Source organism: Brevundimonas vesicularis (assembly GCF_032067225.1).
In the GTDB taxonomy this organism is placed as follows: Bacteria; Pseudomonadota; Alphaproteobacteria; order Caulobacterales; family Caulobacteraceae; genus Brevundimonas; species Brevundimonas vesicularis_F.
Window position 1 is genome coordinate 1 of the sequence record NZ_DAMBJX010000057.1, and the last position, 10,697, is coordinate 10,697.

11 protein-coding genes and 1 pseudogene are annotated in these 10,697 nt (G+C 66.7%); 5 read left to right on the top strand and 7 right to left on the bottom strand.

Going from position 1 to position 10,697, the window contains the following annotated elements; genetic code table 11:
* A pseudogene (locus RT123_RS12945) lies at positions 1–297 on the bottom strand (hypothetical protein); the annotation flags it as partial.
* A 162-nt stretch (positions 298–459) separates the two neighbouring features.
* On the bottom strand, positions 460–1,044 hold the full coding sequence (locus RT123_RS12950; RefSeq protein WP_174084953.1) for an RcnB family protein: 585 nt from the start codon (positions 1,042–1,044) through the stop codon (positions 460–462).
* 316 nt (positions 1,045–1,360) lie between these two features.
* On the opposite strand from RT123_RS12950, the gene RT123_RS12955 reads away from it, so the two are divergent.
* Positions 1,361–1,666 (top strand): hypothetical protein, encoded by a 306-nt coding sequence (locus RT123_RS12955; RefSeq protein ID WP_039247692.1) that lies wholly within the window; start codon positions 1,361–1,363, stop codon positions 1,664–1,666.
* A gap of 8 nt (positions 1,667–1,674) precedes the next feature.
* Here the strand turns inward: RT123_RS12955 and RT123_RS12960 are convergent, their stop codons facing one another.
* Entirely contained in the window at positions 1,675–2,424 is a 750-nt protein-coding gene (locus tag RT123_RS12960) for a polysaccharide biosynthesis/export family protein (RefSeq protein WP_313009529.1), read from the bottom strand.
* A gap of 121 nt (positions 2,425–2,545) precedes the next feature.
* Between RT123_RS12960 and RT123_RS12965 the strand changes: the two genes are divergently transcribed.
* The 4 genes from RT123_RS12965 to RT123_RS12980 all read left to right on the top strand — a co-directional run bounded on the left by RT123_RS12965 (position 2,546) and on the right by RT123_RS12980 (position 7,032).
* The gene (locus tag RT123_RS12965) at positions 2,546–3,985 is read left to right on the top strand and encodes a chain-length determining protein (RefSeq protein WP_174084956.1); all 1,440 of its coding nucleotides are present in this window, start codon (positions 2,546–2,548) and stop codon (positions 3,983–3,985) included.
* A 47-nt stretch (positions 3,986–4,032) separates the two neighbouring features.
* Positions 4,033–4,734 (top strand): hypothetical protein, encoded by a 702-nt coding sequence (locus tag RT123_RS12970; RefSeq protein ID WP_017506474.1) that lies wholly within the window; start codon positions 4,033–4,035, stop codon positions 4,732–4,734.
* A gap of 118 nt (positions 4,735–4,852) precedes the next feature.
* Positions 4,853–6,517, top strand: coding sequence for an FAD/NAD(P)-binding protein (locus tag RT123_RS12975; RefSeq protein ID WP_313009531.1), 1,665 nt, complete (start codon positions 4,853–4,855; stop codon positions 6,515–6,517).
* Between the two features lie 11 nt (positions 6,518–6,528).
* Positions 6,529–7,032: a DUF1543 domain-containing protein gene (locus RT123_RS12980; RefSeq protein ID WP_313009532.1), complete on the top strand. Its 504-nt coding sequence runs from the start codon at positions 6,529–6,531 to the stop codon at positions 7,030–7,032.
* Here the strand turns inward: RT123_RS12980 and RT123_RS12985 are convergent.
* The 4 genes from RT123_RS12985 to RT123_RS13000 all read right to left on the bottom strand — a co-directional run.
* The gene (locus RT123_RS12985) at positions 7,014–7,964 is read right to left on the bottom strand and encodes a glycosyltransferase family 2 protein (RefSeq protein ID WP_313009533.1); all 951 of its coding nucleotides are present in this window, start codon (positions 7,962–7,964) and stop codon (positions 7,014–7,016) included. The two genes, RT123_RS12980 and RT123_RS12985, sit on opposite strands and share 19 nt — an antisense overlap.
* Positions 7,965–7,966: 2 nt before the next feature.
* Positions 7,967–8,899: a glycosyltransferase gene (locus tag RT123_RS12990; protein WP_313009534.1), complete on the bottom strand. Its 933-nt coding sequence runs from the start codon at positions 8,897–8,899 to the stop codon at positions 7,967–7,969.
* Positions 8,896–10,356, bottom strand: coding sequence for a lipopolysaccharide biosynthesis protein (locus RT123_RS12995; RefSeq protein ID WP_313009535.1), 1,461 nt, complete (start codon positions 10,354–10,356; stop codon positions 8,896–8,898). The genes RT123_RS12990 and RT123_RS12995 overlap by 4 nt, the downstream gene beginning before the upstream one ends.
* Positions 10,353–10,697 (bottom strand): sugar transferase (locus RT123_RS13000; RefSeq protein WP_313009536.1); only part of this gene is annotated, 345 nt, incomplete at its 5' end. The genes RT123_RS13000 and RT123_RS12995, both read right to left, overlap by 4 nt.

Sequence of the window (10,697 nt, forward strand, 5' to 3'; positions counted from 1 at the left end):
GCCTTCGGGACGATCCGGACGTTGGCCGCCAGCATTGGGACGTTCGCCACCCGACGGGCGCTCGGCACGGGGCGTATCGTTTGCGGGTCGGCTGGGACGTTCTGAGCGAGGCTCGCGCGGTCCGTCCTCACGACCCATCTGCGGGCGCTCGGGCCGGTTCATGCCGCGGGCGCGCCCTTCGCGCTGCGGCCGTTCCTGCTGAGCCTGATCCTGTTCCTGGGCGAGGGCTTGTATCGGAGCTGCAAGCGGGCCGGCGACGGCGGCGATGGCGGTGAAAGCCATCAGGAGGCGTTTCATGGTCTTTGGTTCCTGCACGCCGGGTCTCCGGCGGCTTGAGGCGATCATCGATCCGTGGCGATGAACCCAGGCTGAACACTGTTCGCAATCAAGGGGCTGTCGGAAAAAGCAGAACCCCGCAGGCAAGACCTGCGGGGTTCGATCGTCCGGTTATGACGGGGCTTAATAGACGCCCGAGAGGACGCTGGCGATCAGACCGCTGGCCACAGCGATCAACAGGATGTCGTTGCCGGCGTGGACGTAACGATAGCCGCGCGGGGCTTCGCGAAGGCCGTAAACATAGGGGTCACGGACGTAGTAGCTGCGATACTGCGCCGGCAGATAGCCGCCGGTGCGCCAGCGATAGCCGTTGTAGCGCGGCTCGACCCGGTAGTAGCCGTAGCTGGGCGCATACCAGTAGCCCGAGCGCGGACCGTTGTAGCCACGGAAGTCCGAGCGGCCGCGCCACCAGTTGCTGTTGTTGCGGTCCCAGCGGTCGTTGCGCCAATCGCGACGGTCGTCCCGGCGTTCCGCCCAGTAGTCGCGGCGGTCGTCGCGGCGGTCACGACGATAGTCCTGGCGGCTGTCATAGCGACCGTCGCGCCAATCGCGGCGATCTTCACGGCGTTCCTGGCGGAAGTCGCGGCGGTCGTCACGGCGATCCTGACGATACTCGCGGCGGTCGCGGTCCTGGGCCTGAACGAGCATCGGCACGGCCGTGGTCGACAGGGCGAGGGCGACGACGGCGGCCTTGGTGAGGCGGTTCATCTTCGTGCTCCATTCTGGGCCGCCGACGGATGTGCCGATCCGACCCGTTAATGATGAGCAAGGTCGGATTTCACGCCTGAATGCCCGCTGAACGACCCCGTCAGGATTGCGGAGCGCTGATCATGTGCGGAGGTGAGGCGTAAACGAGAGATTTCCGAGAGATTTCCGAGGTCTGAATCCCGTTAGAAGTATTCATTTCTGCTTTACTGAAAAGTCCGGGCGAAGCCTTTCGCCGTTAACTTTAACTTCAAACCACCGGTATTTGATGGCGTCTCAGAGGCGGGCCCAGAATGGCGCCCGATCAGGAGATACGGTGATGAACGCGCAAGAAATGGCGCACGACCTGCAGGCCCACGACGACGGTCTGCCGCTGCCGACCCCGGACATGTCCGGCGACGACCTGTTTAAATTGGGCATGATGTATTCGGCCGGATCGGGCGGTTGCCCCATGGACCGGGTGTCGGCCCACATGATCTTCAACCTGGCGGCCATGAAGGGTTCGATCGAGGCGCGCGTCTATCGCCGCGAGATGAGCCTGGAGATGGAGCGCGAGGAGATCGCCGAGGCCCAAAAGGCCGCGCGGCGCTACATCGATCAGGGCGTGGTTCAGCTGGTCGCCTAAACGACCATCTAGAACTGGGCGTAGCCGTTGCCGTTCGATCCGTTGATCGAATAGCTGAAGCCGATAGGCAGGGCGGCGCGCACCTGGGTGAAGAAGGCCGCCAGTTCGCCCAGCGTCGAACGCGGCACAAAGACGATGTCGCCACGCCGCAGCGGCACGACCTCGCCGCGACGCGGACGCAGGTCCACCACTCGCATCATGCGCGATCCACCGGGGCCGCGACGGATCAGGGCCACGCTATCCTGACGCGACGTCGGGGCGAACCCGCCGGCCTGGATCACCGCCTGATAGGCGTCCAGATCGCCGATCATTTCGAAGACGCCTGGGTTGCGCACCTCGCCGTCGACCCAGACACGGATCGGCCCGGCCTGGCGCAGGGTGACCTCGACAACAGGGCGCACCAACTGCGTCGCATAGGCCGCCGAGACGACCTGCTGAAGCTGTGGTAGGGTGCGATCCGCCGCCATGACCGATCCGATCAGGGGCAGGGCGATGCGACCACCAGGACCCACCTTGAGTGTCCGGGTCAGTTCCGAAGCCGTCGGCGTCGCCACCTCGATCTCGTCGCCAGGATACAGCAAATATTCCGGCTCCAGATCCGTCCAGGGCGCGAAAGCCAGGCCGGCGAGCGCGTCGTAAGGCGACCGGTCGGCGCGCCGAGGATCGCGAACGCCGCCGGCCGCGCCGCAGGCCGCCAGCGACGCGGCGATGGAGGCTGAACCCAGGGTCAGCAGAAACAGGCGGCGATCGGTCAGCATGGGAATCGGTCGGCCTCGACGAGGGATTTGAGCCAACCTCGCCGGTTATGGGTAACCATCAGTTAACGCCGGTGGGCGAAGGGTGAAGACAACACGCCTTTCAAGGGATTCGGCCCGCCCGATGCGCTCCACCGCACACGTCACCACAAGGCCGCGCTACGGCGTTCTGGACGTGATCGGCCTGTTGTTCCGCGAACTGCTGCTGATGATCGTGGTGTTCGTGGTGATCCTCGGGCTGGGGTTCGCCGCCGCCATGACGCTGAAGAAAAGCTACACCGCAACCGGCTCAGTGTTTGCGGGCGTGGGCCAGGAATACGTCTATCAACCGCGCGTTGGCACGGCCGAGCGGGGCCAGGCGCCGCAGGGCGACGAGGTCGCCAACTCCGAAGCCGCCATCCTGGGCTCCAGCGCCGTGCGCCAGAAGGTGGTCGAGGCCCTGGGCCCCGCCGCCATCCTGGGCGAGCAGCCCAAGGGCAGTCCGCAGGCCGCGCGGTCCGCCGCGCTGAAGGCCGTCGGCGGCGGCTTGGGCGTCGCCACGGCGCCGGGTAGCGCGGTCATCCACCTGACCTACAAGGCCGACGATCCCGAACGGGCGGCCCGGGTCCTGAACACGATCATCGAGCAATATCTGATCTATCGCCGCGAGGTCTTCCAGGACAAGACGCCGGCCATCGCCAGCCAACGCATCGCCTTCGAGGATGAACTCGGCAATGCGGATCGGGCTTATGAGGCCTTCCTGGCGTCCAATGACATCGGCGACTTCACCGCGGCCAAGGCGACGCTGGCGGCGACCTATCAGACGGTCTTCACCGATCGGATGTCGACCCAAAGTCAGCTGAACCAGACCGCCCAGCGTCTGAACACCCTGGTGGCGCAGCAGGCGGGAACACCGGCTGAGGTGGCGTTGCAGCAGGATCTGAACATCTCGGCCCAGGACCAGGTGCTGCAACTGCGCACCGAGCGCGAGCAGCTGTTGTCGCGCTATCAGCCCGACGCCCAGCCGGTGAAGGACATCGAAGCGCGGATCAATCAACTGCAAGCCTATGTCGCGACCGGCACGGCCGTCGGGGCCAAGGAGGTCCGCACCGGGCCGAACCCTGTCTGGACCGAGCTGGAAACCACGCGGATCAACACCCGGGCTGAGCGCGACTCGCTGGCGGCGCGTCTGGCGGTCCTGGACCGGCAGCTGGCCGATATTCGTTCGCGGCAGGCGCGGCTGACGGCGCTGGAATCCGAGAACACGACTTTGGCCGGCAATCGCGAAGTGCTGAGCGCCTCGATCCGAGAGTTCCAGCAACGCGAGACCCAGAGCCGCGCCGATAACGCCCTGGTGGCCGCCGGCGCCGACAACGTCACTGTCATCGAACGCGCCCAGCCGCCGGCGACGGGCAAGAGCCTGAAGATCCCGCTGCTGGCGGCGGTCTTCCTGTTCGCGGGTTTCACCGCCCTGTGCGTCGGCCTGTTGCGCGTGTTCACACGGCGCGGCTTCACGACGCCGGCCTCGGTCAGCCGTACCCTGGACATGCCGGTCCTGGCCGTCGCGCCGGCCAAGGCGGCCTAGCGAAAGTCGTGCTAGGCTGAGGGCTTAGGGAGCGCCTTGGCGATTCGATGGTCGACCTGACTTCAGAAATGGCGGGCCTTTGGGCGGCGCTGGGACCGGCGCCGGCGCACCGCGCGCGCGTGATCCAGTTCGCCTCCGCCGCGACCGGCGAGGGCGTCTCGACCGTTGCGCGAGAGTTCGCCCGATTGGCGGCGGTGCGGGCGCGAAAGCCCGTCTGGCTGATCGACGGCGATCTGGCCCAGCAGGGGCAGTTGGAGACGGTGTCGGCCGAGCCGGATCGTTTCGGCCAGGTCGGAAAGGCCGCGCAAGGCTCGCCCGACGGGTCAAGCTTTTACGCCGTGACGCCGCGCGTGACCGGGCGCGACGGAAAGCCGGTGCCGGACTCGCGACTGTTGACGGCGCGGTCCTGCCTTGGCGGCCGTCTGTGGGTGACGCATTTCCATATGGAAGCGTTGCGGTCCGGGCACCGGGTCGAGGCGGTCGGAGAGCCCCGCTACTGGGAGGCGCTGCGGCCCCACGCCGACACCATCGTTATCGACGCGCCCGCCGCCGACCGCAACGACATGGCGATCATCCTGGCGCCCTTCGTGGACATGACGGTGTTGGTGATCGCGGCCGAAAGCACGGCCGCCCATGCCCCGGTCATCCTGCGCGACGAGATCGAAGCGGTGGGCGGCAAGATCGCCGGCGTGGTCATGAATCGCTCGACCTACAAGGCGCCGGGCTTCCTGCGGCGATTGATGGGCTAAAGCCTTCCGAAGCGCTTTTTCGGCGTCCGCTTTCGTACATTCGGCAAGAAAATGAAGCATTTGCGGCGAAGCTCGGCGTGGATGCGGCGCCTTTGCGCGTCTTGCGCATTGTGTGGCCATGACAAAGTCCGTCGCATTCGTCGGAGCGGGGCCGACGACGCTCTACGCTCTTCATGCCCTGCTGTCTCAAGGCGCCGTTTCGGCGCGGGTGACGGTGTTCGAGGCGCGCGAGACGGCCGGTTGCGGCAGCCCCTACAGCCCGGACTGGAACGACGCGGCGATGCTGTCCAACATCGCCAGCATAGAGATCCCGAAGTTACAGGACACGTTGGCCGACTGGCTGTCGGCACGAACGCCCGCCGAACTGGCAGAGCTGGACGTGGATGGGGCGTCGCTCGATGAGCGCACCTTCGTCCCACGCGTCGCCCTGGGACGATATTTCGAAAATCAGTTCGCCGCCCTGGTTCAGCAGGCCTGCGCGATGGGCGTCGTCATCGATGTGCGGACGGGATGCCGGGTCATCGACGCTGCGAACCGCGAGGACGGTATCGAGCTGACCTACACGTCGCCGCCGTCGCGGAAGGTCGCCAAGGCTGTATTCGACCACGTGGTTCTGGCGACGGGTCACCAGTGGCCGTCGCGGCCGGACGCCCAGCCCGGATATTTCCTCAGCCCCTGGCCCGCATCTGACCTCGCGGATGTTCCGGCGACGCAGATCGGCATTCGGGGGTCGTCGTTGACGGCCATCGATGCGGCCGTCGCCCTGGCCACGTCGCACGGGGACTTCGTTCGACAGGATGATCGGCTGATCTATCAGCCCGCGTCCGATACCGAAGATTTTCACATCGCCATGATGTCGCGAAAGGGACTGTTGCCCGAGGCGGATTTCTATTTTCCGCTGCCGCATCGCCCGCTGACCTATTGTACGCCCGAGGCTGTCGCTGCGGCTGTGGCGTGCGGTCCTGACGGGCTGCTGGACGCCGTGTTCGACCTTTTTCGAGCCGAACTGATCCATCTGGATCCGGACTACGCCGCCGAGACGGGACTGCATGACGCGACGCTGGAAACCTTCGCCGAGAGCTATTTCGCGCGGCGGGCATCGGTTGATCCCTTCGTCTGGGCCGCCGCGAACCTGAAGGAGGCGCAGGCGAACCATGCCGCAGAGGTGACGGTGGCCTGGCGCGACGGCATCCTGCGCATGCATGAAATCGTCGCCGTCATCGTGCCCCATCTGGACAGCATCCAGTTCGAGCGGTTCAGCCGCGCCTTCAAGCCGATCTTTGTCGATATCTACGCCGGTGTGCCGCACGAATCGATCGAGCGGATGCTGGCGCTGCACACCGCCAGACGGCTGGATGTCATCGCCCTGGGCGACGACTACGATGTCGATACGCGTTGTCCCGAAGGCGGCGCGCGGGTGACGATCGGCGACACGACGCGCCACTTCCCGATCTTCATCGAGGCGACGGGGCAAGCGGCTCTGAGCGGCATCCAGTTTCCGTTCCTGTCCTTGTTGGAGCAAGGGATCGTGCGTGATCAGGTTGCGAATGACGCGCCCGATATCATCCGGGGGATTGCGGTCGATGACATGTTTCGGCCGGTCGACGCACCCCTGCCGATGGATCGGCTGTTCTGTCTCAGCCTGCCGTTCATCATGGGGCGGCATCCCTTCGCGCAAGGGATCACCAGTTCGCACGAAATGGGCGGGATCGTCGGTCGGCGACTGGCGTTGATCCTGAATACCGCAAAGCCTGCGGTCGATCTTGCCGATACGGCGGCCTGACGCGAGGACGAATGAAGCTGTTTGCGATCTACATCGGCGGGGAGCACCCCGGCGCCAATATCGAGGTGCACGATATGCGCTTCCTCGTCGCCCCGACGATTGAGGCGACGAAAGAGGCCTTGCTGGCGCAGTGGTGGGGACGCGAAGGGACGCTCCACATCGATTGCTGGTCGGAGATTTCGCAGGCAGACGGCTATGAGGTCAGTCTTCTGCCCACGCCCTATCAGGGCAAGGAGAAGCTCTACTACGTCAACCTGGGCGGCTACGACGGTGTGGCGTTCGCCGAGCAGCACCGCAATGTCTTCGTCGTCGCCGATAGCCTGCCGGCGGCCAAGGCGCGCGCTATCAAATTGGCCAGGGGTTGGACGGACGCGCACCGGGACGAGATGTATGAGGCCGAACAGGCGTTTGCGCTGGACGACGTTGCGGGCGCCGAACGGCTTTATATCCACCTCAAGCCGAGCCTGATGACCGGCGATCCGGACTTCACCTGCCGCTATATGCCGATCCGCTGATCAGGCCGAGGTCGCTTCAGCATCGCCGCGCCATACAGTTTAGGCTCGAAGCCCTTGGTCCAGAAGACCTTGCCGAGACCACGCGCGCAGCGGTCGTAGGTGTGGGCGCGGTCGGGGCGGCGAAGGAGGGCGGCTAGAAGCGATGCGGCGCCCCAGAGCGCGGTCTGGACCAGGCCGACCACCATCCATTTGACGACGCCGGGCCAGTCGTGGCGGTCGGCGGCCATCTGGGTCGGGCTCTGGCCATAGGCGAAGGCGCGGGTCAGGGCGTAGGTCAGAGTGGCGCGGTGGGGCGGGGCGAACTCATCCACCCAGGCCTCGGCCGCCCAGCCGAACCGGCCGCCCCGCGCCCTCAGGGCGGTGAATAGGCGGTCGTCCTCGCCGCCCGTCTCGTTCAAGGCGACGTCGAACGGGGCCTCGCCGGGCAGGGCGGTCGCGCGCACCATCAGACTGTTTCCGCACCCGTGGATGTCGTCGGTGAGGCCGGTTTCGCGCGGGCCGCCGCGACCGAAGAACCGCTCCAGATAGGTGGTGGTCCAGCCGGTGTTTTCGGGAACGCGCCCCCGGATTGGGCCGAAGACGACATCGGCGCCGGTTTGGCCTTGGGCATGCAAGAGGGCGGCAAGCCAGCCAGGCGAGGCGGCCTCGTCATCGTCCAAGAAAGCGATCAGTGCAGCGTCCGTTGCGGCGAGGCCGATGTTGCGAGCCGTCGCCACACCGGGGATGGGGGCATGGGCATAAGTCAGGGGCACAGCCGCCTCGGCGCGAAGCCGTTCGATCAGGGCGGCGGCTGAGCCTTGCGGGTCATTGTCGGCGACGACGATGGCGGCGACGCGATCCAGCGATCTGGTCTGTGTGAAGACCGAGCGCAAGGCCCGCTCCAGGCTGTCGGGGCGGCGCAGGGTTGGGATTATGACGGCGACATCGCGCATCGTCAGACGGCGTCCGCATAGACGGCGGCGCGGTAGAGCCTGAGCGCGAAGGCGCGGGCCTTGACCGGCAGGGCCACCGTCAGGGCGGCTTGTTTCATCAGGCGACGCCCCAGGGGCAGGGCGGGCAGGCGTTTCAACGCGCGCGCGGCCTTGTAGCTGGGATAGGTCTGGACGATGGAGGGATGCAGGGCGACCACGCGGGCGAAGTTGCCGGCGCCTTGATCGAACTTGCGCGCCAAATCCTCGACCGTGTCTAGGCCCATATGGGTGGCGGGATTGTCGATATGGACGACGGGAAAGCGGCGGGAAACGCGCATGGCCCACTCCACGTCCTCCCAGCCCCAGCCGCTGAAACCAGGATCGAAGGATTCGGCGGCGAATACGTCGCGGCGCACCAGCAGATTGGAGGTGTAGACGTATTTTTCGGGCGTCAGGGCGCGCTGGGACGCGGACAGGCATTCCGAGGCGCCGGACAGGGCGCGGTGAACGGCGAACCGCGCGTCGGTCGGCGCTTGCTCCAGCGAGAAGCCGCCGAAGGCTACGGCGGGCGCGTTGTCAGTGGCCAGTCGCAGCCAGTTTTGTAGGAAGGCCGCCGCATCTGGCCGCATGTCGCTGTCGAGGAACAGATAGGCCTCGCCACGGGCGGCCGTGGTCAGGCGGTTACGTCCCCTGGCGCGGCCCTCGTTGGCGGCCAGGGTGATCAGGCGCACGGGCAGGTCGAGGGCGTCGAGGGTCGCCTGAAGCCGGGCCGTCAGATCGGCGTCGCCGGTGCCGTCGTCCAGCAGGATCAGCTCCACCGCGTCGGACAGGGCGGCGGCCTCGGCATCCAATTCGCGCACCAGTTCTTGCGGATCGTCGCGCAGGAAGGGGATCAGGACCGAGATCGTCGGCGCCGCCTGAGACCAAGCAGCGTTGTCGTGGATATGGGCGCTCATGCCGGCACACTCCGGCGCGCGCGGATCAGGCGCAGCAGCACGTCACGCACCCCGGCGGCGTTCAGCGTCAGGGCGACGACGGCATAGACGAGACCACCCACGCTGGCGTCCAGGATCAGCTCCAAGAAACCGCCCAGCGGCGGCAGCATCCAGACGACCCCCGCCATGACGGCGGAGGCGATCCCGCAACGGATCAGCGCCTTCCAAGGCATCGGCAAGGCGATGGCGCGGCGGCTGAGCAGGATGCAGGCGATCAAGCCGATGGCGAAACTGGCGGCGGTTGAGACGGCGGCGCCCGTCACGCCCATGAGGGGGATCAGCACCAGGTTCAGCGCAACGTTGCAAAGCGCCGGAATTGCCATCGTCACCAGCAACAGGCCGGTCTTCTTTCCAAGGGTGAAGCCGAAGCCGAAATAATAGGCGATCATCCCCGAGAGGAAGGACGAGGCGGCGATCCACGGCGTCACCAGCGCAGCGGCGCTGCGCAGATCCTGGCCGATCATCAGCTCCGCCAGCGGTCGCGCGACCAGCGACAGGCCCACGGCGGCGGGCAGGCCGATCAGGATCAGGGTCGAACCCTGTTCGATGGCCGTCTGACGCAGCGCCTCACGCCCACCGCGCTCCAGCGCCATGACCATGGCCGGCGCTCCGGCCGCCCCTAGCCAGATGAAGATGACGTCCAGCGTCCGGTTCGCCAGGCTGTAGCTGGCGTGATAGGCGCCGACCGCCGCCGCATCCATGAAGGCGGCCAGCAGAAACCGGTCCGTGGACGCCAGCACCAGCGCCAAGGTCAGCGACGCCGCGATCGGATAGCCATAGAGGGCATAGGCTTTCAGCCGCGTGCGATCCACGGTTCCGCCACCAGCCTGTCGCAACTCGCCCGGCAGGATGAAGGGCAGGGCGAACAGGGGGCCGATGGCCAGGCCCAGCAAGGGCGAGGCCGCGCCGGCGCCGGCCAGCGCGAACCCGGCACCGACCAGAAAGCCCAGGATGGCGACGCCGATGTCCACGGCGGCGGATTTCGACACCTCGCCCGCCGCGCGATACCGCTCCTGCGCCAGCTTGGCGAGATTGCGCACGGGCGCGCCGGCCAGGCCGAAGGCGACGGCGATCTTGAACGCGGGCGTCAGCGGCGCCAGCCACACGATCAGGGCTGCGATCGGGGTGAACACGGCGATGATGGTGAAGGACGTGCGGTACAGACTGGCGAAATGGGTCGCCATTCCCTCGGGCGTGCGCTCGGCCGCCCAGAAGCGCGCCATCGACGCCTCCAGCCAGGTGAAGGTGACGGTGTGGGCCAGGGTCGTGACCGAAAACGCCAGGGCGTAATGGCCGAAGTCATCGGCGCTGAGCAGGCGCGTAAAGACGAAGATCGTCAGGAACCCGACCATCCCCTGGACGATCTGGGCCGGCAGATAGCCCCAGACGCCGCGCCAGAACATGCGCTTCTCGCTCAACGCACGGCCGCCCGGTCGCCCAGCAGAACAGGAATGGTGACGGCGATGACCCACAGGTCCAGCCAGAAGGACTGGCGCTCGATATATTCGATGTCCAGCTGGACGCGCTCGCGCACCTGGGCCTCGGTGTCCACCGGTCCGCGCGAGCCCTTGATGGCGGCCCAGCCGGTCATGCCGGGCTTGATGCGGTGGCGATGGGCGTATTCGGCGACCAGCAGGGCGGATTCGGTCTCGCCGGTCTTCATGCCGATGGCGTGCGGGCGGGGGCCGACCAGGGACATCTCGCCCGACAGGACGTTGAAGATTTGGGGCAGTTCATCCAGGCTGGTGGCGCGAATTAA